Annotated in this window: 20 protein-coding genes, 1 tRNA gene and 3 riboswitches; of the genes, 10 read left to right on the top strand and 11 right to left on the bottom strand. The window is 67.9% G+C overall.

Annotation, left to right across the window (positions count from 1 at the left end; translation table 11 throughout):
* The first annotated feature begins 10 nt into the window (after positions 1 to 10).
* On the top strand, positions 11 to 1,000 hold the full coding sequence (locus E5K04_RS00260; protein ID WP_136550896.1) for a hypothetical protein: 990 nt from the start codon (positions 11 to 13) through the stop codon (positions 998 to 1,000).
* On the opposite strand, the gene E5K04_RS00265 is transcribed toward E5K04_RS00260, so the two are convergent.
* The 5 genes from E5K04_RS00265 to E5K04_RS00285 all read right to left on the bottom strand — a co-directional run bounded on the left by E5K04_RS00265 (position 1,001) and on the right by E5K04_RS00285 (position 7,072).
* The gene (locus E5K04_RS00265) at positions 1,001 to 2,197 is read right to left on the bottom strand and encodes an alkaline phosphatase family protein (RefSeq protein WP_168929110.1); all 1,197 of its coding nucleotides are present in this window, start codon (positions 2,195 to 2,197) and stop codon (positions 1,001 to 1,003) included. It lies immediately after the preceding gene.
* 104 nt (positions 2,198 to 2,301) lie between these two features.
* The gene (locus tag E5K04_RS00270) at positions 2,302 to 3,819 is read right to left on the bottom strand and encodes a DEAD/DEAH box helicase (protein WP_136550898.1); all 1,518 of its coding nucleotides are present in this window, start codon (positions 3,817 to 3,819) and stop codon (positions 2,302 to 2,304) included.
* Positions 3,820 to 4,191: 372 nt separating this feature from the next.
* Positions 4,192 to 5,358 (bottom strand): pyridoxal phosphate-dependent aminotransferase, encoded by a 1,167-nt coding sequence (locus E5K04_RS00275; protein WP_136550899.1) that lies wholly within the window; start codon positions 5,356 to 5,358, stop codon positions 4,192 to 4,194.
* A gap of 59 nt (positions 5,359 to 5,417) precedes the next feature.
* Positions 5,418 to 6,209 carry a hydroxypyruvate isomerase family protein gene (locus tag E5K04_RS00280; protein WP_136550900.1) on the bottom strand — a complete coding sequence of 264 codons (792 nt, stop codon included), beginning with the start codon at positions 6,207 to 6,209 and terminating at the stop codon, positions 5,418 to 5,420.
* A complete protein-coding gene (locus E5K04_RS00285) occupies positions 6,203 to 7,072 on the bottom strand; it encodes an NAD(P)-dependent oxidoreductase (RefSeq protein ID WP_136550901.1) in 870 nt (289 codons plus the stop codon). The genes E5K04_RS00280 and E5K04_RS00285 overlap by 7 nt, the downstream gene beginning before the upstream one ends.
* Before the next feature lie 140 nt (positions 7,073 to 7,212).
* Here E5K04_RS00285 and E5K04_RS00290 point away from each other — a divergent pair, with 140 nt between their 5' ends.
* Both E5K04_RS00290 and E5K04_RS00295 read left to right on the top strand, forming a co-directional pair.
* Complete coding sequence (locus E5K04_RS00290; protein ID WP_136550902.1) at positions 7,213 to 8,046, top strand: hypothetical protein; 834 nt, start codon at positions 7,213 to 7,215, stop codon at positions 8,044 to 8,046.
* Positions 8,047 to 8,125: 79 nt separating this feature from the next.
* Positions 8,126 to 10,972 (top strand): DNA translocase FtsK, encoded by a 2,847-nt coding sequence (locus E5K04_RS00295; protein WP_136550903.1) that lies wholly within the window; start codon positions 8,126 to 8,128, stop codon positions 10,970 to 10,972.
* A gap of 68 nt (positions 10,973 to 11,040) precedes the next feature.
* Here E5K04_RS00295 and E5K04_RS16980 read toward each other — a convergent pair whose 3' ends face one another.
* The 3 genes from E5K04_RS16980 to E5K04_RS00300 form a co-directional block, all read right to left on the bottom strand.
* Positions 11,041 to 11,166: a hypothetical protein gene (locus E5K04_RS16980; protein WP_268907616.1), complete on the bottom strand. Its 126-nt coding sequence runs from the start codon at positions 11,164 to 11,166 to the stop codon at positions 11,041 to 11,043.
* Between the two features lie 88 nt (positions 11,167 to 11,254).
* Positions 11,255 to 11,401, bottom strand: a complete 147-nt coding sequence (locus tag E5K04_RS16605; RefSeq protein WP_168929111.1) for a hypothetical protein — start codon at positions 11,399 to 11,401, stop codon at positions 11,255 to 11,257.
* A 79-nt stretch (positions 11,402 to 11,480) separates the two neighbouring features.
* Positions 11,481 to 12,095 (bottom strand): trimeric intracellular cation channel family protein, encoded by a 615-nt coding sequence (locus tag E5K04_RS00300; protein ID WP_136550904.1) that lies wholly within the window; start codon positions 12,093 to 12,095, stop codon positions 11,481 to 11,483.
* A gap of 96 nt (positions 12,096 to 12,191) precedes the next feature.
* Positions 12,192 to 12,284: riboswitch (glycine riboswitch) on the bottom strand.
* A 1-nt stretch (position 12,285) separates the two neighbouring features.
* Positions 12,286 to 12,370, bottom strand: a riboswitch (glycine riboswitch).
* Positions 12,371 to 12,517: 147 nt separating this feature from the next.
* Between E5K04_RS00300 and E5K04_RS00305 the strand changes: the two genes are divergently transcribed.
* Positions 12,518 to 13,813, top strand: coding sequence for a D-serine ammonia-lyase (locus E5K04_RS00305; protein WP_136550905.1), 1,296 nt, complete (start codon positions 12,518 to 12,520; stop codon positions 13,811 to 13,813).
* A 49-nt stretch (positions 13,814 to 13,862) separates the two neighbouring features.
* Here E5K04_RS00305 and E5K04_RS00310 read toward each other — a convergent pair.
* Positions 13,863 to 13,947: transfer RNA gene (locus E5K04_RS00310), tRNA-Tyr, on the bottom strand.
* A 168-nt stretch (positions 13,948 to 14,115) separates the two neighbouring features.
* A riboswitch (TPP riboswitch) is annotated at positions 14,116 to 14,226 on the top strand.
* A 106-nt stretch (positions 14,227 to 14,332) separates the two neighbouring features.
* On the opposite strand from E5K04_RS00310, the gene thiC reads away from it, so the two are divergent.
* The 5 genes from thiC to E5K04_RS00335 are packed head-to-tail and all read left to right on the top strand — an operon-like array spanning position 14,333 to position 19,227.
* Positions 14,333 to 16,198, top strand: coding sequence for a phosphomethylpyrimidine synthase ThiC (gene thiC, locus E5K04_RS00315; protein ID WP_136550906.1), 1,866 nt, complete (start codon positions 14,333 to 14,335; stop codon positions 16,196 to 16,198).
* Between the two features lie 3 nt (positions 16,199 to 16,201).
* Positions 16,202 to 17,248 carry an FAD-dependent oxidoreductase gene (locus tag E5K04_RS00320; protein WP_136550907.1) on the top strand — a complete coding sequence of 349 codons (1,047 nt, stop codon included), beginning with the start codon at positions 16,202 to 16,204 and terminating at the stop codon, positions 17,246 to 17,248.
* Positions 17,249 to 17,258: 10 nt separating this feature from the next.
* A complete protein-coding gene (gene thiS / locus E5K04_RS00325; RefSeq protein WP_136550908.1) occupies positions 17,259 to 17,462 on the top strand; it encodes a sulfur carrier protein ThiS in 204 nt (67 codons plus the stop codon).
* Between the two features lies 1 nt (position 17,463).
* Positions 17,464 to 18,258: a thiazole synthase gene (locus E5K04_RS00330; protein ID WP_136550909.1), complete on the top strand. Its 795-nt coding sequence runs from the start codon at positions 17,464 to 17,466 to the stop codon at positions 18,256 to 18,258.
* A 3-nt stretch (positions 18,259 to 18,261) separates the two neighbouring features.
* Positions 18,262 to 19,227: a thiamine phosphate synthase gene (locus E5K04_RS00335; RefSeq protein ID WP_136550910.1), complete on the top strand. Its 966-nt coding sequence runs from the start codon at positions 18,262 to 18,264 to the stop codon at positions 19,225 to 19,227.
* 23 nt (positions 19,228 to 19,250) lie between these two features.
* Here E5K04_RS00335 and E5K04_RS00340 read toward each other — a convergent pair whose 3' ends face one another.
* Positions 19,251 to 20,153 (bottom strand): DUF3313 domain-containing protein, encoded by a 903-nt coding sequence (locus E5K04_RS00340; RefSeq protein ID WP_168929112.1) that lies wholly within the window; start codon positions 20,151 to 20,153, stop codon positions 19,251 to 19,253.
* A 90-nt stretch (positions 20,154 to 20,243) separates the two neighbouring features.
* On the opposite strand from E5K04_RS00340, the gene E5K04_RS00345 reads away from it, so the two are divergent.
* Positions 20,244 to 20,447, top strand: a complete 204-nt coding sequence (locus tag E5K04_RS00345) for a cold-shock protein (RefSeq protein WP_136550912.1) — start codon at positions 20,244 to 20,246, stop codon at positions 20,445 to 20,447.
* Positions 20,448 to 20,511: 64 nt separating this feature from the next.
* Here E5K04_RS00345 and moaA read toward each other — a convergent pair whose 3' ends face one another.
* Positions 20,512 to 21,486, bottom strand: a complete 975-nt coding sequence (gene moaA / locus E5K04_RS00350) for a GTP 3',8-cyclase MoaA (protein WP_136550913.1) — start codon at positions 21,484 to 21,486, stop codon at positions 20,512 to 20,514.
* Between the last annotated feature and the right edge of the window lie 144 nt (positions 21,487 to 21,630).

A 21,630-nucleotide genomic window follows, 5' to 3' on the forward strand; every position in this document is an offset into this window, starting at 1 on the left:
CGGGGCGGGGATGTCTGTCTGGCAAACGTTCAAATCCATGCTCGGCCTTGGCGGTGACCAAGGCTCGGTCGACGCGTCGGTCAAGGCGCTGATCCATGTAGCCGAACCCAAGCTCGAGCTGCTGCCCGGCGCGGTGCAGGCGCTGCGCGAAGGCGTGCGCCGCACGCTCGCCTACGCTGACGAGCTGGGGGCGCACGAGCTCTCGCCGCTTGATTTGTCGCCCGCCGGTTACGGCGCCGACGCGCGCATCGGGCTGATGTTCTCGTCCCCCGAGGTGTTGCTCGCGACGCTGGAGGGCAGCGACGCGCTGCGCGACTATTTCCTCAGCGCGAGCAACCCCGACGAGGCGTACGCGCTTTTGGTGATGCAGTGCCACCGCTCGCAACGCTTCGGGCAGGCAATGCGTAACGGCCAGCTGGTCGACGATGTCGCGCAGACCGTGGTCAGCTTCGGCGCGCACCGGCTGGTCGACGTGTGTGCCGACGAAGCCTCGCTGCGCCACCAGGTCGCGCGACGGGCTTTCCGTTCGGTCGCGGCGGTCGCCGCGCGCAGGATCGCGCTGTTAAGCGCGCAGCAGCAGACGCTGGGGACCGAGAAGATGCAGGTCGAGTTGAGGCTGGCGACGCTGGGCGGGTCGGCGACGGTGGTTGACGCCCTGCCGGCGACCGACGGCCTGCCGGTCGACGCCGCCTCACTCAAGCGGCGGCTGGCCGAAATCAACGAATCGCTCGCCGAACTCGCGCCGATCGGCACGCTGGAGGGGAAGCTCGCGCAGGTGCGCAAGGTGTGCAGCGCGCCGCAGGACTTTGTTGCGGTGAGGACAGAGTCGCTGTTCCTCGACCGCATGGGCGTGCTGCGCTCGCCCGGCGAAGGCGAGGAGGGGATCCCGCTCAATATCGAGACCGTCGCCTTGGGCAAGCTGCAGCCTATCGAGCGGGTGATCGTCCCGGTCAAGTTGACGCGGCAGACGCTGGCGGCCTGGCGCGACCGTCTGGCCTGATCAGGCGTCGATATCGACGCGGATCAGCGGGACCCGCATTTCCGCACGGCTGACCCCGCCGTGCGAGCCGTCCAGGTGCAGCCAGCGCTCGCCGGGCAGCGTGTCGCGCAGCGTATGCCCCGGTTTCATCAGCAAGGTCACGTCGCCGACGCGCGCCATGAGTTCAGGGTGGTAGGGCGGCGGGCCGAATGCGCCGCGCTCGACCAGCGACCCGCTCGTCTCGACCCACGCCACCTCCCCCAGTGTTTCCTCCGCCAGCGCGGCAAAGCGCGCGGCTTCCCCCTGTCTGACATGGCAAAAGCGCACCCGGCCCTCGCCGGAGAGCGGGCGCGCGAGTAGCGCCTGCAGTGCCTCGGGCAGCGTCTCCCAGGCAACGCGCTTGTCGCGCGGCGTCGCCGCGAAACCGTGGTCGGCGGTGACGAGCAGCGTCAGCGGCCGGCGTCTGGGCGTTTGGCAGAAAGCCTCGATGCGCTCGTCAAGCTCGGTGAAGCTGCGGCTGACCGACCAGTCGTCGGGGCCGGCCGCGTGCATCTCGTGGTCCAGCCTTGAGGTATACGCGTAGACGAAGGCGGGTGTGCGCGAGGCGAGTGCCTGCTCCAGCGCGGCAAACAGCGCCGGCCAGTCGCGGTAGGGGACGCGCATGGTGCGCCCGGCGTGGTGGCGGCTGAACGGCGTCGGCACCAGATGCTGCGGCAATACGCAGACGGCAGGGCGAGCGAGCCGGTCGAACCAGCTGGGCGTCTGGTAAAGGGCGGAGGCCAGCGCGCCGTGGGTCGGCGCAGCCGCTTCGCTGTGCCGGCAGCCCAGTGTCAGCGGGTGGACGATGGCGCGGTGGGCGGGGCTGTACATTTCCCAGCCGGTCAGCCCGTGCTGCGAGGGCGGGGTCGCCGTCTGCACGCTGGTCAGCGCGCTGGCGGTGGTCGACGGGAAGACAGAGCTGAGAGTGGTTCTCTGGTGCGCGCGCAGGAAGGAGGCAGGTCCGTGCCTGGCCAGTTGCGCGTCGCCCAGCCCGTCGACCAGCAGCAGGGCGATGTCGCGGCCTTCCGTCGCGAGCGGGCCGAGCAGGCCGGGGTGGAGCGGGGTGCCGGCAATCTCTGCGCCCATTGCTTGCGCGAGGCTGACGCTGAGGTTGACGAGGCTGCCGCCCTGATAGTCGGGCCAGCAGAGGGTATCCTGGTCTGGGCTTGCGTCGGGCATGGCGTGAAATCCGGCATTGGCTAAGCCGATTATGCCAGCATTGGTAGGGCTTGGACGCAAAAAACCGCCGGACATGCCGGCGGTTGTCTTGCTTGCTTCAGCGCTTAGCGGTTGAAGTCGCGGCGGGCGCCCCAGTTGTCGCCGCGCGGCTTGCTGCCGTAGCCGCCTTCGCGGCGGTTGCCGAAGTTGTCGTCACGACGCTGGCCCTGGCCTTCGCGGCGGTTGCCCCAGTTGTCGTCGCGGCGCGGCGCCTGGCCTTCGCGGCGGTTGCCGAAGTTGTCGTCACGGCGCGGTGCCTGGCCTTCGCGGCGTTCCTGGCTGAAGCCGCCTTCGCGCGGCTGGCCACCGTCACGCTGGCCGTAACCGCCTTCACGCTGCTTGCCGTAGCCGCCACCGCCCGGGCGACGGTCGCCCCAGCTGCCGCCCTTGTTGCCGTAACCCGGCTTGCGCTGGTTGTGGCGCTTCGGGCCACCCTTGGGCGGGCGACGGGTCGGTTCCATGCCCGCGATCACGCCTTCGGTGATCTGGCGCTTCAGGTACTGCTCGATGCGGCGCACCTTGTGGAATTCCTTGGACTCGACCAGCGTGATCGCGGTGCCGTCGCGGCCCGCGCGGCCGGTACGGCCGATGCGGTGCACGTAGTCTTCCGCCTGCTTGGGCAGATCGTAGTTGATCACGTGGGTGATGGTCGGCACGTCGATGCCGCGTGCGGCGACGTCGGTCGCGACCAGGATCTTGATGCGGCCGCGACGCAGGTCGTTCAGCGTGCGGTTACGCCAGCTTTGCGGCATGTCGCCGTGCAGGCAGGCGGCCTGGTGGCCCTGTTCGCACAGCTTGTCGGCCAGCTCTTCGGAACCGATCTTGGTCGCGGTGAACACCACCATCTGGTCGAAACCTGCTTCCTTCAGGATGTGGTCGAACAGGCGCTCCTTGTGGCGCATGTCGTCGCAGTACAGCAGGTGTTCTTCGATGGTGCCGGCCGATTCCTGGCGGGCGATCTCGATGCGCTGCGGGTCGCGGGTCAGGCGGCGGGCCAGCTGGCCGACGGTGCCGTCAAGCGTGGCTGAGAACAGCACGGTCTGGCGGGTTTCCGGCGTGGCGGCGACGATGGTCTCGATGTCTTCGATGAAGCCCATGTCGAGCATGCGGTCCGCTTCGTCGAGTACCAGCATTTCAAGGCGCGAGAAGTCGACGCGGCCCGAACGCATGTGGTCCATCAGGCGGCCCGGGGTGGCGACCATCAGGTCGACCGGACGGCTGATCGCGCGGATCTGGAAGCCGAACGGCGCGCCGCCGACCAGGCATACGGTACGCAGCCAGCGCAGGTGCTTGCCGTACTCGAGGGCGTTCTTCTCGACCTGCTGCGCGAGTTCGCGGGTCGGGGTCAGTACCAGCACGCGCGGGCCGATGCTCTTGACGTCGGAGCGCTTGGCCATCTTGGTCAGTGCCGGCAGCAGGAAGGCCGCGGTCTTGCCCGAGCCGGTCTGCGCGGAAACCAGCAGGTCCTTGCCGGCGAGCGCGGCCGGAATGGCTTCTGCCTGTACGGAGGTCGGCTCTTCGTAGCCTGCTTCTTCGAGGGCGGTGAGGATGGAGGGCTCGAGGCCGAGTTCGGAGAACTTCATGATGTCCTTTCTTGCCGGGGTGCCGGCGTTTGCCTGGTAGGCGTGTTTTAGCCCGTTTGGCCAAAAATCATCGGCACCAACCTGGCAAGCGGCGATAAACGGCCCGCCCGTGCGGTCGGGTCGCGGCAAGATCGAAGCTACGAAGATAGGTCAGGGACGATGAGGATGACGCCAGAGGCCGCACTCGCTGGGCGGCCGGCGTTGACGTGAGGGGCGCACAATACGCGAAAAAACCGGCATGGGCAAGGATTTCTGCAAATTAACGCCGCTAAGTAATTGATTTTTGCGGGCGTATGCGGCGGTTTTGACAAAATTTCGCGCAAAAAAACCGGACGGGGCTGGCCGTCCGGTTGTTCTGGGGGCGGGCGAGGCTTAAGCCTTGCCTTCAGCGCGCAGCGCCTTGAGTTCGCGCACGAAGGCGCGCATCTCGTCCGGCGTGCCCAGCGACAGGCGGTTCCAGCCGTCGGTGTGGTCGAACGGGCGGCCGACCATCACGTGGCGGACTTTCATCGCGGCGCGGTAGTCGGCGCTGCTGGCATTGACGCGGTGGAAGATGAAGTTCGCGTGCGAGGGCAGGTAGGCGAGCTTGAGTTCCTTGAGCGCGTCGGTGACGATGCGGCGCGACTGGGCCGTCGCGGCCAGGCTTTGCTTGATGAAGGGCGTGTCGTCCAGCGACGCGCTGGCGGCGACGGCGCCGGCCAGATTGGTGTTGTCGATGCTCGCCCAGGTGTCGAGCTTGCTGACGATCTCGGGCGCGGCGTAGCCGTAGCCTACGCGCAGGCCGGCCAGCGCGTAGATCTTGGAGAAGGTTCGCGCGACGACCAGGTTCTTGCGGCCGGCCTTCACCAGGCGCTCGGCCGACGCGTAGCGCGGGTCGGTCACGTACTCGTGGTAGGCCTCGTCGACGATGAAGAATACATTGTCGGGCGCGCTGTTGATCCACGCCTCGATTTCGCTCGCCGGCAGGATGGTCGCCGTCGGGTTGTTCGGGTTGCACAGGTAGACGACGCTCTGGCCCTTGAACGACTCGGTTGCCTTCTTCATCGCCGGCAGGTCGATCTGGAGGGTGTCGGGCTTCAGGCGCACCTTGGTGATCTTGGTGCCCATCGGCTCGGCGTAGAGCTCGGCGTAGTTGAAGGTCGGGTCCGGCACGACGAGCTGGGTGCCCTTGCCGCAGAAGGCGTGGATCGCCATCTGGATCACTTCGCTCGAACCGTTGCCGATCACCACATGCTTGTCGGTGAGGCCGGCACGGGCCGCGACCTTGCCGACGAGATCGGCGCGCGCGTCGTCCGGGTAGCGGAACACCTTGGGCAGTTCGCTGACCACGGCGGCCTGTGCCTTGGGCGACATCCCCAGCGAGTTCTCGTTGAAGTTAAGCAGCAACGGGGTCTTGGCGGACGGCACGACGAGCGCGTTGGCGGGCGTGGTGGCAGGAGCGGCAGCTGGCGCCGCGAAGGCGGTGCGGCTGGCAAGCGGTGCCAGCCCCAGTGCGCCGATCAGCATGCCGGAAGACTTCAGAAGCGTACGACGATCCATGTTTTTGTCCTCATCCTGTCAGTGGTGATATTGCGAGGACATTTTGTAATCGATAGTGTTTAGTTTCCTTGATGGAAATCAATCTTGGGTAGTGTCCGCATCCATTGAAGGTCGTCGTCGCCGCTGCGGTACTCGGCGCCGCAGTAAAAAGGGTAGGGCAGTTGCGCGATCAGTGGCCACAGTTTTCCGAAAGGGAAATCGCCGCTGCCCGGCGCACCGCGCGCCGGGGTGTCGGCAAACTGCAGGTGGCCGATGCGCGGCCAGTAGGCAGCAAGGTCGGTCAGTACGTCCTCTCCCATGCGCGCCATATGGTAGGTGTCGTACTGCCACCACAGGTTGGGGTGGCCGACCCGGTCGCTGATGGCCTGCATGTCGGCGCGGCTGGCAACCAGGAAGCCCGGCATGTCGAAGCGGTTGATCGCCTCGAAGGTGCAGCGCGCGCCGGCGTCGGCCAGGCGAGCTGCGGCAAGCGCGAGGTTGTCGCACAGGGTGTCCATCGCGCAGTCGGCCGAGGTGTCCGCCGGCAGCCTGCCGGCCAGCACGTTGACGGCGGGGACCGACAGCGTGTCGGCCCAGCGGCAGGCGGTGTCAAGCGCGGCGGCAAACGCCTGCTTGCGATCGGGGTGGGCGGCAAGGCCGGTGCCGCCCGTCATCAGGTCGCCGGCCGGCGCGTTGATCAGCACCAGCGGCAGGCCGTGCATGTCGCGCAGGCGGCGGATCTCGGCGAGGCCTGCCTCGTACGGGAACTGGATCTCGACGCCGGCAAACCCCGCCTCGGCCGCGCGCGCCCAGCGCCCGGCCAGCGGGAGCGAAGTCATCAGGGTGGAGAGGTTGGCGCTGGGTTTCAGCATCGGCCCGTCCTCGCGCCGTGGATCAGCGTCGAGAGGTCGGCGTCTGCGTAGCCCGCAGCCGCGTGCGCGGCGATCAGTTCCCGGGCGCGGGCGGCCAGCGGCAATAGCGGCGTGCCCGCGGCGGCGGCCAGCGCGTTGTCCAGGTCCTTGAGCAGGGTCGATACCTTCCATTGCACCGGCTCGAAGCTGTCCGTGCTCATGCGTGGCGCGAGGATCTGCAGCGGCAGCGAGTCGGCGAAGCCGCCGGCGAGTGCCGGCGCGAGCGCGCTCGCGTCGACGCCTCCCTGTTCGGCCAGCGCGACCGCCTCGGCGATCAGCAGCGCGTTGCTGGCGACGATCAGTTGGTTGCACAGCTTGGCAAGCTGGCCGGCGCCGGTGTCGCCCATGCGGGTGAGGCGTCGGCTGAACGCGGCGGCGCACGGCCTCAGCCGTTCGATATCGGCCTCGTTGCCGCCGGCGAACACCACCAGTTCGCCGCGCTCGGCGCCGCCGGTGCCGCCGGACACCGGTGCGTCGATCCAGCGCGCGCCGGTTTGGGTGTGGAGGCGGGCGGCCATTTCGCGGGTCGCGGCGGGGGCGATGCTCGAGCAGTCGACGAACAGGCTGCCCGGTTGCATGCCGTGCACGGCGCCCGCGTCGCCGAAGGCGACCGCTTCGACAGCCTGCGCGTCGCTGACGCAGCAAAAAACGATATCGGCGCCTTGCGCGGCTTCCGCGGCCGTGGCAGCGAGCATGCAGCCGGCCGGCAGCGCCAGCGCATCAGGCGCGCTGCGGTTCCACAGCGCCAGGCGATAGCCGGCGTCGGCGAGGCGGCGGCTCATGCGGCTGCCCATCAGCCCCAGCCCGAGAAACGCGAGTCTCATCGCGTGCTCCTTGTATCTTGATATGCAATGGCAGGATTATTGGGCGAACAGCAATGCCTATGGCAAGTTTTGCGCGCAGGGTTCTTTGCAATGCCCACTTTCGCTAGAATGCGCGCTTTTTCTTCGAGCGAGGATCCGCGATGTCAATGCCGTACGCAGCGCAGCGTTATGCCGCCACCCGCCCGTGGGCCAAGCGCGCCGGGCAGATTTTCAGCCAGACCCTGAAGCTGGAAGACGCCAGCGCAGGCCTGGCCGAGGCGGTGCGCCGCGAACTGGAGCGTGCGGCGCAGGTATTCGCCGTCAGCGAGGAGACCTGTCGCAACGAAGGCCTGCTCGCGCTCGCCTACGGCTGCTTCGTGCGCGGCGGCCGCGTGATCGCACACCTGGACGGCGCACTCGCCGGAGCGCTCGCCGCGACGCGCTTGCCGACCCAACTGCCCGACACCTTGCGCCTGCCGGCCGAGGCGTGCTTCCTGCACGTCGAAGGGCTGGGCGGCGCCTTTCTCTACCACGACAGCCGCGACGCCGCGCTCGACCTGGTCCTGATCGGCGCCGCGTTGGGCGACGACAGCACGGCTTGGCTGGAAGAGGCCGAGCCCATGATCGCCCTGCGGGTCGGCTACCCGGGCGAGCTTGCGCCGCAACTGGCCGAAGTCCCCGAGGTGTGGCAGCCGCTCCTCAATGCCGTGATCGGCGCGCTCTCGGTACTGACCCAGCCCAAGGCCGAGCTTGCCCGCGAATGGGAGGCGTCGGCGCCTGCCGAGCTGGTGGCCGCTGCGGCCTCGGGCGCGACGCCGAAAGCCCGCCAGAAGGCGCGCAGCGCCTTGCTAACCCAGGGTTACGTCGAAGTCACCCACTGCCGTTATCCCGAACTTGTCACGGGCGTGTCGTATGGCACGCAGGGCTACTGGCGCCGCCAGCAGTTTGGCGAAGACAAGGCGAACTCGCGCCTCGTCTGGGTGCAGCCGCGCTGAGCGTCTCGCGGCTGACGTGCCCTGGCGCGCCGCGTACAATCAACGCTTTCTATCGATTTCCCGCAGCGAACCCTAGACGATGATGTGGCTGTCCTTGTTCGTGCTGTCTGCCCTCGGGGCAGGGGCGTTCTGGTGTTACCGGCGCGGCATGTCGCCGCGCGACGTGCTCGCGTGGCTGCGCGCGCGCGCGTTCGGCTTTATCGACGACGCCGACGAGCCGTTCAGCGTGGCACCGGACGACTTCTCGCCCAGGTTGGGCGGCAAGCCGGCCGCATCCATCCTTCCCGTGCAGGGTGCACCGGTACGCCCGCCGCGGCGCAGCCTGGATCTGGGTGAGGAGCCGGTCGCAGTCGGGCGGACAAGTCCCGAATCAGGGTCCGAGTCCGCGCCTGAGCCCGTGCTGACGCCGCCCCCTCGTGTTGCCGCGCCCAGTCAGCCCCTGCCTCAGGCGGAGCTGATCACCAGCATTCCGCGCCACCTCGTGAAGAAGCGCGCCGAGACGCCATCGCCGGCAGGCGCGACATCCGCCTTGCCAGAGATCAGCCTGAACGACGTGCAGCGCAACCTGGAGACCGAAAGCCGTCGCCGCCAGCGGCGCGAGACGGGGCAGGGCGCGCCCGAACCGGCCTTGCCGACCATCGCGCTCGAAACCGTGCGCGAGACGGTGCGCCAGTTGCACCCGAAGGCAGTGGTCGCCGAGCCATCCAAGGGTGAATTGCCGCTCTTGAAGGTCGACTTGCCCAGGCGAAACAAACCGGTCGCGCCGCCTACGGCGCCGCCGTCGTTCCGGCCTGCCGCCGACGTGGTGTTCGTGCCGCACAAGCCCGCCGCGCCCCGCCACGCCCAGCAAGCGCCGTCCGTGCCCATGCCGCGCGAGGAACAGGGCTGGGTGCTGCCGCCGCAAGCGCCGGCCGCGTCACAGCCACCGGTGCCGACGGATGCCGCCCCGTTCAGGCCGGCATCCGAGGTGGTGTTCGTTCCCGCCGTACCGGCAACAGCGACACTCGCCGAGCCCGTCGTCGCGGCGCCTGTCGCGGTAACGCCGCAGGGCGTTCTGGCGGTGCCCGAGCTTGCACCTGCCCGGCCGGCACCTGCAGTAGCTGACCCGCTGCCCGTGCCGCCTGCCGCGCAGTACCCGCCCGCTGCGGGGGGGGGCGCCATCGAGCGCGGCGACCTGGTCTGGCATCTGCTGGAAGACGAAGCGCCGGAGCAGGACGTGGCCGCTGATGTGCCGGATGCGGTTGAGGGTGTAACGGCACAAGCCCCTGGCGAATCCAGCGCGGCCGCGCAGCCGGTAGCTTCTGCGCCTGCCGTACAGCCGGCGGGCCTCGTTTGGCAGGTGCTCGACGATACGCCGGCGCCGTTGGCACCGGAAACCCCGTCCGCGCATGCGTCCGGTCTGGCCTGGCAGGTCGTCGACAGCGCGCCTGCGGCGAGCGAGGCCGCAAGCTGGCACGAATTGCCTGCGCTTGAATTGTTGCTGCCGGCCTCAACCAAGACGACGGTGTGCGACCAGGACGCGCTGATCGAGCGCGGCATCGTGATCGAGGAGAAGCTCGCCGAATTCAAGGTGAAGGTCGCGGTGGTCGACGCATACGCGGGGCCGGTGATCACCCGTTACGAGGTCGAGCCGGCGGTCGGCGTGCGCGGCAACCAGGTGGTCAACCTGATGAAGGACTTGTCGCGCGCGCTGGGGCTCGCGTCGATCCGTGTGGTCGAGACCATCCCCGGCAAGACCTGCATGGGCCTCGAATTGCCCAACCCGACCCGGCAGATGATCCGTCTGTCCGAGATCGTCGCCTCTGACGCGTTCCAGGGGTCCCGCTCGCGCCTGACCCTGTGCCTGGGACACGACATCACCGGCGAGCCGGTGGTGACCGACCTTGCCAAAGCGCCGCACCTCTTGGTGGCCGGCACTACCGGCTCGGGCAAGTCGGTCGGCGTCAACGCGATGATCGTGTCGATGCTGTACAAGGCGACGCCCGACGAGGTTCGCTTCATCATGATTGACCCGAAGATGCTCGAATTGTCGGTGTACAACGACATCCCGCACCTGCTGGCGCCAGTGGTCACAGACATGAAGCTCGCCGCCAACGCGCTGAACTGGTGCGTCGGCGAGATGGAAAAGCGCTACCGGCTGATGAGCGCGCTGGGCGTGCGCAACCTCGCCGGTTACAACCAGAAGGTGCGCGAAGCGGCCGCTGCCGGTCACAAGCTGACCAATCCGTTCACGGTGACGCCGGACGACCCGGAGCCACTCGAGCCCATGCCCTTCATCGTGGTGGTGGTCGACGAGTTCGCCGACCTGATGATGGTCGCCGGCAAGAAGATCGAGGAACTGATCGCGCGCCTCGCGCAGAAGGCGCGCGCGGCCGGCATCCACCTGATCCTTGCCACCCAGCGCCCGTCGGTCGACGTGATCACCGGCCTCATCAAGGCGAACATCCCGACCCGCATCGCTTTCCAGGTGTCGAGCAAGGTCGACAGCCGCACCATCCTCGACCAGATGGGCGCGGAGAGCCTGCTGGGGCAAGGCGACATGCTGTTCCTGCCGCCAGGTACCGGCTACCCGCAGCGGGTGCACGGCGCCTTCGTCACCGACGACGAGGTGCACGCGATCGTCGAACACCTGAAGTCGCAGGGCGAGCCCTGTTATGTGGAAGGTTTGCTGACCGGCGAGGCGGCAGCCGACGACGAGCAGCAGGCCTCGACGCGCAAGGAAGGCGCCGAGTCGGACCCGCTGTACGACGAGGCGGTCGAGATCGTTTTGCGCACGCGCAAGGCGTCGATCTCTTCGGTGCAGCGCCATCTGCGCATCGGCTACAACCGTGCGGCGCGGCTGATCGAGGAGATGGAAGCCTCCGGCATCGTCTCGGCGATGGAGAGCAACGGCAACCGCACGGTGCTGGTGTCTTCGCGCGAGTAAGGTCAAACGGGCGGACGTAAAAAAGCGCGGCTTTTTTAGCCGCGCTTTTTGTTTGGAGGGGGCAGGGGTCAGCGGTACCGGCGTGGCGAGGCTTCGTTGCGCACGCGGATCGGGACCAGTTTCGGTTGCGGGGACAGCAGCCCCTGTAGTGCCCGCTCAAGCTCTCTTGCCAGTTGCCGGATCCATTGCTTCATCGCTCGTACTCCCTGTCGGCGTTTCCCGTCCGCATCCGGACGGTTTCGTTCAGTTTATATGGGGGCGGCCCACCTAGCGTCAAGCCCCTCAGGTGTGGCGGCCGATGCGGTGGCGGACAGGCAGCAGGGTTGCGCGCGGCGGGGTCGGTCGGGCGTGCGGACGTGCCGGGTTGGGCGTCGGCGCGATGCTCGAGGCCTGGCCGAAGGGCAGCAGGGTCGGGGTTTTCGACTTCATGGCGGACTCCATCGAACAAAAGGGGCGGCGCGAAGGCGCCGCCCTTACGTGATGGCATAGCAGGCGTGGCGCTGCAAGCTCAGTGCTGCGCGCCCTGCCAGGAGAAGACCGGCAGGCCCAGTTGCCAGCGCAGCGCGACCATGCGCAGCACGACGCCGACGAAGAAGCTGGTGAAGATGCCGACTTCCTGCGGTACGCCCAGCTTGACCATCAGGATGAAGGCAAAGGCGACCACCAGCGACACGCTGGCGTACAGCTCCTGGCGGAACACCACCGGCACGCGGTTGCACAGCACGTCGCGCATCACGCCGCCGGCGATGCCGGTGATCATGCCGGCCATCACCACCACCGGCGTCGCGTAACCCATGCCCAGCGCGACGTCGCAGCCGATCACGGTGAAGGCGACCAGGCCCAACGCGTCGAGGAACAAGAAGAGCGGCGTCAGCCGCTGGATATGGCGGGCCAGCGGGATGGCGATGAGGCCTGCGCCGAGCACCAGGTAGATGTACTCGGGGTGTTGCGTCCAGCCGATCGGGAAGCGGCCGAGCACGATGTCGCGCACGGTGCCGCCGCCAAGGGCAGTCAGGAAGGCGATCACGGCTACGCCGAAGATGTCCATGTTGCGGCGGCCGGCCGCCAGCGCGCCGGTCATCGCCTCGGCGGTGATCGCAATCAGGTAGATCAGGGTCAGCATGCGCGCACCTCCGGCAGGAGGTGGCAGGGATACGGAAAATGAGCGCCAGACGTGCCGGACATGGCAAGGCCTTTCTGCGGCATGGCCGCGTGTTTGCCTCTCCCCTTGTCCTTTTACCTGAGAGTTTACGGCGCAAGGCCGGCTGCCCCTTCGGTGGGCCGCGACGCGGCCGCTCTCCAATCGGCGTATCAAAAAACCCGCAGTCTGTTTGCCTGAGCGATCATGGGAGTTTGCGCCTTCGGCGGGCCTTGCGGCCGCTCTCCTGCGGGGGAGCGCGGATGTTAAGCGGCGCGCGTGTTTGAGTCAACCGGCTGTGTTTGAGTTTTGGTAATTTGGATAGCGGATGGCATTTATTATGACCTTTACGTGGTAAAGTCATATTTTGTCGGCGGAGCCTTGCCCCGCCTTGAGCTGGAGGTTGGATGCTGGGGAGTCAAGTCGCCGCAGAGTCGGTACTGTTCGGGGCGCTGCGTGCGTATCAGGAAACCTGCTGGATCAACCCCTCACGTGTCGCTGCCGCCGGGGCGCTCGCGGACGTGCCGCTGGACGCGGCCGCGCTTGACACCGCCCGCGCTCGCCTGGCGCGCCACGCGGAAACGCTCGCGCGGCTGTTCGGGCAGGAGGAAGGCGGCGGAGTGATCGAGTCGCCGCTGGTTTGCCTGCCCAGACTGCAGGCGGCGATGGGGGCGGGGCAGGGTGCGCTGTGGATGAAGCTCGACAGCCATCTGCCGCTGGCGGGGTCGGTCAAGGCGCGCGGCGGCTTTTACGAGGTGCTCGCGCACGCCGAGGCGCTCGCGCTCGCGCACAGGTTGCCGGTGGATGGTGCGCTAACGCTTGACGCGCCCGAATGCCGTGCGCTGTTCGCGCGGCACAAGGTCGCGGTCGGCTCGACCGGCAACCTCGGTTTCGCGATCGGCACCCTTGCCGCCAGGCTGGGCTTTGCCGCGACCGTACACATGTCGGCCGACGCACGCGAGTGGAAGAAGGCGCGCCTGCGCGCGGCCGGTGTCAACGTGGTCGAGCACACGGGCGACTACGGCGCGGCGGTCGCGGCCGGCCGCGCCGAGGCGGCGGCCGATATCGGCTGCCATTTTGTCGACGACGAAAATTCGCTGGCGCTGTTCACCGGCTACGCGCTGGCCGGCGCCGAAGTGGCGCGCCAGCTCGCGCAGGCTGGCGAGGTAATTGCCCCGGAGCGGCCGCTGGCGGTCTACCTGCCGTGCGGGGTGGGTGGCGCGCCCGGCGGCATCGCCTACGGGCTCAAGCTTGCCTTCGGCGACGCGGTGCGCTGTTACTTTGCCGAGCCGACCCACTCGCCGGCGATGCTGTTCGGCCTCGCCAGTGGCTTGTTCGAAAACGCCTCGGTATACGACCTGGGGCTGGACAACGCGACCCGCGCTGACGGGCTCGCCGTCGCCCGGCCGTCGGCGCTGGTCTCGCGTGCGCTCTTTCGGCTCGTCGACGGCTGCTACACGGTCGACGACGGCGTGCTCTACCGCTTGCAGGCGGCGCTGGCCGAGAGCGAAAACCTGCGCCTCGAGCCTTCGGCGCTGGCCGGCGTGCCGGGCATGCTGCGCGTAAACGACAGCCTGCCGCTCGGCACCCTGCACCTGGCGTGGGCAACCGGCGGCGCCCAGGTGCCGGAAGAAGTGATGGCGGCGGACCTGGCCGAAGGGGTGCGCCAGCTGTCGCTGGGCGTGCCCTTGTGGCACGCGTAAGACGGGCAATAAAAAAGACGCCTCGCAAGGCGTCTTTTTTTGCATCGGGTGGTGGAGGGAGAAGGATTCGAACCTTCGAAGGCAGAGCCGTCAGATTTACAGTCTGATCCCTTTGACCGCTCGGGAATCCCTCCACTTGAGGAGGAGCATATTGCCTGTTCCGTCCGCGGCCGTCAAGTTTTTTTACGGTTGATTATCAAATTTGCCGGTTTTGCGCTTGGGAGTGGGCGTGTCAGGGGCGTGTTGGATCAGTAAGCCCGCCGTGCCGTGGTTGACGGTAATGATAAATGCATCCAAGATCGGCGTCTGCTCCGGGGTGCCGGGCCTTGCGAGGCCCAGCTGAGATGGTGACAACCGAACCCGATGGACTTGATCCGGATAATACCGGCGTAAGAAGAGCCAGGACGTACGTGCCCGCTGCCGCGGGCGCGCAGGTTCCAGTACCCGAACGGGGGCTGGAGCCACGTCCGCCGCACTCGCAAGCCCCGGAGCGTTGACCCTAACGCTACCGAGGCCGCCATGAACGCACCCGACCGCTTTGCCGCCCTGCTCGCCGCTGCCTGCGAGCCCTTTCCCGCCTCCAGCAAGGCGTATCTCACCGGTAGCCGGCCCGACATCCGGGTGCCGCTGCGCGAAATCGCGCTCACCAATGGCGAAACGGTTTCCCTGTACGACACTTCGGGCCCCTACGCCGACCCTTCCTGCGCGCTTGACGTGCGTCAGGGGCTGGCCGCCATGCGCGCGCCGTGGCTGGCGCTGCGCGGCGACACCGAAACCTATGCGGGCCGTGCTGCGACGCTGGGGGACGATGGTGCACGCGACGACGCGGACTTCGCGCGCCTGCGCGAACTCTCCGCCGGCTTGCAGCGCACGCCGCGCCGCGCCCGCTCCGGCGCCAACGTCACCCAGATGCATTACGCGCGCCGCGGCATCGTCACCGACGAAATGGAATATGTGGCGCTGCGGGAAAACGGCCGGCGCGAGTGGATGCGCGAGTATCTGGGGGATGTCGCGCGCGAGGCGCGCCTTACCGGTGAAGCGTTGGATTTCGCGCTGCAGGCGATCACCCCGGAGATGGTGCGCGACGAGGTCGCGCGCGGCCGCGCGGTGATCCCGGCCAACATCAACCATCCCGAGCTCGAGCCGATGGCGATTGGCCGTGCCTTCAAGGTCAAGATCAACGCCAATATCGGCAACTCGGCGGTCACCTCGTCGATCGAGGAGGAGGTCGAAAAACTGGTGTGGTCGACGCGCTGGGGTGCTGACACGGTGATGGACCTCTCCACCGGCCGCCACATCCACACCACGCGCGACTGGATCCTGCGCAACTCGCCAGTGCCGATCGGCACGGTGCCGATCTACCAGGCGCTGGAGAAGGTCGGTGGCGTCGCCGAGGATCTTAGCTGGACCTTGTTCCGCGACACGCTGGTCGAGCAGGCCGAGCAGGGCGTCGACTACTTCACCATCCACGCCGGTCTGCGCCTCGCGCATGTGCCGCTGACCGCGCAGCGGCGCACCGGCATCGTCTCGCGCGGCGGGTCCATCCTCGCCAAGTGGTGCATCGCGCACCACCGGGAAAACTTCCTCTATACGCATTTCGAAGAGATCTGCGAAATCATGAAGGCGTACGACGTGACCTTCTCGCTGGGCGACGGCCTGCGCCCGGGTTCGCTCGCCGACGCCAACGACGCGGCGCAGTTCGCCGAGCTTGAGACGCTGGGCGAACTGACGCAGGTCGCGTGGCGGCACGACGTGCAGACCATCATCGAGGGGCCGGGCCATGTGCCGATGCACATGATCCGCGCGAACATGGACGAGCAGCTGCGCCTCTGCCACGAGGCGCCGTTCTACACGCTGGGGCCCTTGACCATCGACGTGTCGCCCGGCTACGACCATATCGCATCTAGCATCGGCGCGGCGATGATAGGCTGGATGGGCACTTCGATGCTCTGCTATGTGACGCCCAAGGAGCACCTGGGCCTGCCGAACCGCGACGACGTCAAGCAGGGCCTGATCGCCTACCGCATCGCCGCGCACGCGGCCGACGTCGCCAAGGGTCACCCCGGCGCGCGCGCGCACGACGACGCGATGAGCCGCGCCCGCTTCGAGTTCCGCTGGGAAGACCAGTTCGCGCTCGCGCTCGACCCGGACACCGCGCGCGCCTACCACGACGCGACCTTGCCTGCGCCGGCGGCCAAGAGCGCGCACTTTTGCAGTATGTGCGGCCCCAAGTTCTGCTCGATGAAGATCACCCAGGAGGTGCGCGCCTACGCCTCCGAGCAGGGGCTGGCCGAGGCGGACGCGCTCTCGGCTGGCATGGCCGAGGCTTCGCGCCGCTACCGCGAGGCGGGTAGCGAGCTCTACATCCCTATCCAGGAAGGCTGAACGATGGCGAGCATCGCGATCGCCGGCGCCGGGGTCGCCGGCCGTCTGGCCGCGTGGCAGCTGTCGCGCCGCGGCCATCGCGTGACGGTGTTCGACCCGGCGCCGGGCCCCGGCGCCGGGTTGGGCGGCCAAGGCGCGGCCGGCTTTACCGCGGCCGGCATGTTAAGCCCGCTGGCCGAGCTCGAGCACGCGCCAGCCGCCATCGCGCGGCTGGGGCTACGCTCGCTGGAGGGCTGGCGGCAAATCGCGGCGGCGCTGGCGCAGGCGACTGGCGACGCCGCCGCTGCCTTTGCGCGGTTTGACGACTCGCTGCTGCTTGCGCACCCGGCCGACCACGGTGCGGCCGCGCGGGTACTGGCCCGCCTCGCGCTGGCGCCGGACATCGGCACGCCCGAGGCGCTTGCCACTGCCACGCTTGCCGCGCTGGAGCCTGCGCTTGCGCCGGGGCTTAAGGGTTGGCGGCTGGCCGGCGAGGGACAGGTCTTCCCACAGCGGGTGTTGCCTGCGCTTGCCGAGGCAAGCCACGCCCGCTGGCGCTGGGGCGAGCCGGTGGCGACGGTGGCGCCGGGCTGTGTGGTCACGTCGACGGGCGTGCGGCATGGCTGCGACCTGGCCATCGACGCCCGCGGCGTCGGTGCGGGATTTGCAAGCCTGCGCGGTGTGCGTGGCGAAGTGCTGTGGCTGCATGCGCCCGGCGTGGCGCTCGGGCGGCCCTTGCGCCTGATGCATGCGCGCCATCGCGTCTATCTGGTGCCGCGCCCGGGCGACGTGGTGGTGGTCGGCGCCAGTGAGATCGAGAGTGCCGACCGTTCGCCGGTGAGTGTGCGCAGCGCGTTCGAACTGATGGGCGCGGCGGTCAGTGCCATGCCCGCGCTCGCCGAAGCGCGCGTCGTGCATATGGAAACCAACCTGCGCCCGGCCTTGCCGGACAACCTGCCGTGTATCGAGCTGGCGGACGGCCTGCTGCGGGTCGGCGGGCTGTTCCGCCACGGCTGGCTGGTCGCGCCGGCGCTGCTTGAAGACGCGCTCTCTGGTGCGGGGCTCAACTGAAGGAAAACGGATGATCAGGATAGAACTGGACGATGTGCCGCTGGCGCTTGCCGAGGGGCTGACGCTCGACGCGCTGCTCGACATGCAGGGCGTCGCCCGTGATGCGGTGGCGACCGCGGTGGACGGGGTATTCGTGCCGCGCAGCGCGCGCGCAGGATTCTTGCTGGCGGATGGCGCGCGGGTGACGCTGTTCCAGCCTATTGTCGGGGGCTGATATGGAAGACAGTTTCGAAGCGTATGGGGAGCGGTTGGCTAGCCGCCTGATGGTCGGCACCGCTGCTTACCCTTCGCCCGCGGTGCTCGCCGACGCCGTCGACGCGTCGGAGGCGGCAGTGGTGACGGTCGGCCTGCGCCGCACGCTGGCGTCCGGCGGGGACAACGGCTTTCTCGCCGGCCTGCTTGCGCGCCTCACTGCGCGCGGCGTGCGCTTGCTGCCGAATACCGCGGGTTGCCGTACCGCCGCCGAGGCGGTGTCGCTCGCGCGCATGACACGCGAACTCTATGGCACGCACTGGGTGAAACTTGAGGTGGTCGGCGACGAGTACACCTTGCAGCCCGACCCCTGGCAATTGCTCGAAGCGGCCGAAACGCTGGTCGGCGAAGGCTTCGCCGTCTTCCCGTACGCGACCGATGATTTGCTGTTGTGCCAGCGCCTGTTCGATGCCGGCTGCCAGGTGCTGATGCCGTGGGGCGCGCCGATCGGCTCGGGGCAGGGCTTGCTCAACCCGTGGGCGCTCGCCACCTTGCGCGCGCGCCTGCCGCAGGCGGTGCTGGTGCTCGACGCGGGGCTGGGCTCGCCCGCGCACGCGGCGCAGGCGATGGAACTGGGCTTCGATGCGGTGCTGCTCAATTCGGCGATCGCGCATGCCGGCGACCCGGTGGGTATGGCGCGTGCGTTCGCGCGGGTGGTCGCCGGCGCACGGGCGGGTTATCTCGCGGGGGTGATGGCGCCGCAGCCGATGGCGGTGGCAAGCACGCCGGTGTGCGGCCAGCCGCTGTTGGTGGGCTGAGCCATGCGTTTCACGACCCATGCGGAGCAATTTCTGGCGGCCAAGGCCGGTGGCGAGGCGTGCTGGCTGATCGATGAGGGCGAGGGTGTCGACCGCCTGAGCACGGGCGAGGCGAGCGGGGTGCTGGTCGGCCACCGGGGGGCGCCACTCGCTGCGCTGGCTGAAGCCTGGCGGTGCGCAGCGGCGGCAGGGCATGGGGAGGCGGACGCGGCAGTGCTCGCGTCGTTGTCCGTGCGCGGCCGCCTGCCCTGGTTGGGGCTGGGTGACGCGCCGCCATGGGCGTGCGAGGGCGTACGCTTCGCGCCGTTTGCCGCGCCGTCGCCGCTTTACGGCATCGTCGCCGATCTGGCTGCACTTGAAAGGGGGCTGTCGGCCGGCTTGCGTCTGGTGCAGTTAAGAGTGAAGCGGCCGCTCGTGCCTGGCGAGCTGGCCCGCGCCAGACTGCTTGCGCTGCGACACGGCGCGCAGTTGTGGGTGAACGACGATTACGCCGCCGTGCTCGGGGCTGGTGAAGGCGCGGCCGGCCTGCATCTGGGGCAGGAGGACCTGGCGGCGCTGCCGGAAGCTGCGGTGCGCGTCTTGCGTGCGCGTGCCGGCACGCAAAGGCTGGGCTTGTCCAGCCATTGCCCGTGGGAGATGGCCCGGGCGGCTGGCTGCGCGCCCAGCTATATCGCGTGCGGGCCGGTCAGGCCGACCACGACCAAGGACATGCCGTGGCGGGCGCAAGGGCTGGACAACCTGGCGTGGTGGGTCGCGGTGAGTCCCGCGCCTGTCGTCGCCATCGGCGGCCTGCTCGACGAACGGGATGTGGCTTGGGCGATGGGTGCGGGGCCGGCCGCCGCGTGTGTGGTGCGTGGCTTGCAGCTTGGCAGATCACAGCTGGCCAGACGGATCTCGCGCCTGGCGGGGGCGGCGCAAGGCGTGACGCCCGGGTTTCGTGCTCCGGCATGGCCTCAGCCCGCCATCTGACAGGCGCGGCCGCGCGAACGGTTTCAGCGGTTCTTGCCGCGCAGCAGCAGCATGTGCAGTTGTTTTGCCCACGCTTGGGAGAGCGCCTCCAGGTCGCTCCATGAGAGGCGGACGCCTTGGGAGAGGGAGGTGTCTGCCTTGCGCGAGAAAATGGCTGCGCCTAGTTGGCGGTTGTTGGCATCGAGGACTTCCACCTCGCCGGTCAGTTCCGCCACGCGCGGCGACTGGCCTGCCATCGCGCGCCCGGCGTTGAAGATTGCCTTGACAGGGATGAAGTCGGCAGGGGTTAGCGCGGGGTCGACCGCCTGTACGCCGGTCAGCGCGAGGCGAACGCGCAGGACGTCTGCGCCGGGCGTGTTGACGAGCTGGAAATCCTGTCCAAGTTCCTTCTTCATGGCGGCGGTGATGCCGTCCGCGATGCGTGCCTGGGTGGCTGGCGGCAGTGTGTTATCGCTGTATTCCGGGTTGCTGCTCAGGATGACGGCGACGGGTTCGAGCATGAGCTTGTTGTAACGCTTGAGGCTGGCGGAGCGGTCGAGGTACTGCAACGTGCCCCGGTCTTGCGGTTGCAGGCGGGAGTAGTCGGTCAGGAACCCGGCTTGCGGCATTTCTGCGACTGCGCTGCCTTCGCTGATCCTGGTGCCGCGGGTGCTGGCGCAGCCGGCCAGGGTGGTGGCCAGTAATGCGGCCATGGCGATTGACCTGATTTTCATCGGGTGGACTCCATGTGGCGTGTAGGGAGGGGGTGCTGTGCGCGGCCGTTTATCTCTCTTGATTAAAGTCTGGTCGGAAAAATATTCCAGAATGATTTTTAGCCAAAAACCACACATTGCGGAGGGCGGATGATTGACGATGCTGCTCAAGGTGCGTATAACGTTTCTCGCAGGATCTTCAAGCAGCAGAATCATTGCGACATCGTAGGCCAAGCGGTACTTCCTTGTTCCATGCTTCATTCCTTGATCGTCATGCATTTCCGGGCTCACGCCCACCCACAGTAATCCCAAAAGGAATTCATCATGGCTACCGGTACCGTTAAGTGGTTCAACGACGCTAAGGGCTTCGGCTTCATCACTCCGGACGAAGGCGGCAGCGACCTGTTCGCGCACTTCTCCGAAATCCAGTCCCAGGGCTTCAAGTCCCTGCAGGAAGGCCAGAAGGTCTCCTACGAGCCGGGCATGGGTCAAAAAGGCCCGCAGGCTACCAAGATCCAGCCGCTGTAATTTACAGCCCTGATCTGAAAAAAGCCCCGCATCGCGGGGCTTTTTGTTTGTGGCCGGTGGCGTTTCAGCCGCCGGTCATCGACATGAAACGCACCACCTTGCCCGGCGACTCGACGAATTCGTGGCGTTCGGGCTTCAGTTCGATCGCGGCGCGGATCGCCGCCTCGAGTTCGGCGTCGCTGGCGCCGCCGCGCAACAGCGGGCGCAACTCGTAACTCGCCTCCTGTCCCAGGCACATGTAGAGCGTGCCGTCGACCGACAGCCGTACGCGGTTGCAGGTCGGGCAGAAGTGTTGCGACATCGGCGTGATCAGGCCCAGCGTGAACTTGCCGTCGGCGCGCTCCCAGTAGCGTGCCGGGCCGCCGCCGAGTTCGCGCGAAGAGGGGTGAAGGTCGAAGCGTTCGCGCAGCCGTGGCAGCAGCGCGTTCAGGTCGACTCCGCGGGTGTTCTGCCCGGTCTGTCCCATCGGCATCGCCTCGATCAGGCGCAGGATGAAGCCGTGTTCGATGCAGAACGCGACCATCGCCTCGATCTCGTCGTCGTTCACGCCCTCCATTGGCACCATATTGACCTTGACCGACCTGAAGCCGGCGCCCGATGCGGCTTTGAGTCCGGATAGCACCTTGTCCAGGCAGTCGCTGCCGCTGATCGCGTGCACGCGGTCTCGCTGGAGCGAGTCGAGGCTGACGTTGATGCGGCTGACGCCCGCGTCGGTCAGTGCCGCAGCCTGGCTGGCCAGTTGTGTCGCGTTGGTGGTCAGCGACAAGTCCTCGACGCCCGGCAGGGCGGTCAGCTTGCGGGCGAGGGCGGGCAGGTTCCTGCGCAGCAGCGGCTCGCCACCGGTCAGGCGGTAGCGGTGCACGCCAAGGCGCGCGAACGCGGCGATCACCCGTTCGATCTCGTCGAAGGTCAGCCAGTTGGCCGGCTCCTCGAAGCCCTTGAAGCCCTTGGGCAGGCAGTAGGTGCAGCGCAAATCGCAGCGGTCGGTGACCGAGACGCGCAGGTAGTCGATGGTGCGCCCGAAGCGGTCGCTCAGCATGGCGAAAGGCTCTTGGCTTGGTTGAAACGTGTCGTCATTGTAAACCAGATGGGCAGAGGCTTGCCGGTTCGATGCACGAAGCGTGCCAGCTTGCGGCTTGATGGTGTGATGCCATGATATAATTCACGTCATACGTAAGGAATT

Origin of the sequence: Crenobacter intestini, assembly GCF_004919095.1 — a bacterium.
GTDB lineage: Bacteria > Pseudomonadota > Gammaproteobacteria > Burkholderiales > Chromobacteriaceae > Craterilacuibacter > Craterilacuibacter intestini.

What these genes read in the sequence shown, in the direction of transcription:
- E5K04_RS00260 (WP_136550896.1), top strand. Translation starts at nt 11, where the DNA reads ATGTCTGTCTGGCAAACGTTCAAATCCATGCTCGGCCTTGGCGGTGAC.
- E5K04_RS00265 (WP_168929110.1), bottom strand. Translation starts at nt 2,197, where the DNA reads ATGCCCGACGCAAGCCCAGACCAGGATACCCTCTGCTGGCCCGACTAT.
- E5K04_RS00270 (WP_136550898.1), bottom strand. Translation starts at nt 3,819, where the DNA reads ATGAAGTTCTCCGAACTCGGCCTCGAGCCCTCCATCCTCACCGCCCTC.
- E5K04_RS00275 (WP_136550899.1), bottom strand. Translation starts at nt 5,358, where the DNA reads ATGGATCGTCGTACGCTTCTGAAGTCTTCCGGCATGCTGATCGGCGCA.
- E5K04_RS00280 (WP_136550900.1), bottom strand. Translation starts at nt 6,209, where the DNA reads ATGCTGAAACCCAGCGCCAACCTCTCCACCCTGATGACTTCGCTCCCG.
- E5K04_RS00285 (WP_136550901.1), bottom strand. Translation starts at nt 7,072, where the DNA reads ATGAGACTCGCGTTTCTCGGGCTGGGGCTGATGGGCAGCCGCATGAGC.
- E5K04_RS00290 (WP_136550902.1), top strand. Translation starts at nt 7,213, where the DNA reads ATGTCAATGCCGTACGCAGCGCAGCGTTATGCCGCCACCCGCCCGTGG.
- E5K04_RS00295 (WP_136550903.1), top strand. Translation starts at nt 8,126, where the DNA reads ATGATGTGGCTGTCCTTGTTCGTGCTGTCTGCCCTCGGGGCAGGGGCG.
- E5K04_RS16980 (WP_268907616.1), bottom strand. Translation starts at nt 11,166, where the DNA reads ATGAAGCAATGGATCCGGCAACTGGCAAGAGAGCTTGAGCGGGCACTA.
- E5K04_RS16605 (WP_168929111.1), bottom strand. Translation starts at nt 11,401, where the DNA reads ATGAAGTCGAAAACCCCGACCCTGCTGCCCTTCGGCCAGGCCTCGAGC.
- E5K04_RS00300 (WP_136550904.1), bottom strand. Translation starts at nt 12,095, where the DNA reads ATGCTGACCCTGATCTACCTGATTGCGATCACCGCCGAGGCGATGACC.
- E5K04_RS00305 (WP_136550905.1), top strand. Translation starts at nt 12,518, where the DNA reads ATGCTGGGGAGTCAAGTCGCCGCAGAGTCGGTACTGTTCGGGGCGCTG.
- thiC (WP_136550906.1), top strand. Translation starts at nt 14,333, where the DNA reads ATGAACGCACCCGACCGCTTTGCCGCCCTGCTCGCCGCTGCCTGCGAG.
- E5K04_RS00320 (WP_136550907.1), top strand. Translation starts at nt 16,202, where the DNA reads ATGGCGAGCATCGCGATCGCCGGCGCCGGGGTCGCCGGCCGTCTGGCC.
- thiS (WP_136550908.1), top strand. Translation starts at nt 17,259, where the DNA reads ATGATCAGGATAGAACTGGACGATGTGCCGCTGGCGCTTGCCGAGGGG.
- E5K04_RS00330 (WP_136550909.1), top strand. Translation starts at nt 17,464, where the DNA reads ATGGAAGACAGTTTCGAAGCGTATGGGGAGCGGTTGGCTAGCCGCCTG.
- E5K04_RS00335 (WP_136550910.1), top strand. Translation starts at nt 18,262, where the DNA reads ATGCGTTTCACGACCCATGCGGAGCAATTTCTGGCGGCCAAGGCCGGT.
- E5K04_RS00345 (WP_136550912.1), top strand. Translation starts at nt 20,244, where the DNA reads ATGGCTACCGGTACCGTTAAGTGGTTCAACGACGCTAAGGGCTTCGGC.
- moaA (WP_136550913.1), bottom strand. Translation starts at nt 21,486, where the DNA reads ATGCTGAGCGACCGCTTCGGGCGCACCATCGACTACCTGCGCGTCTCG.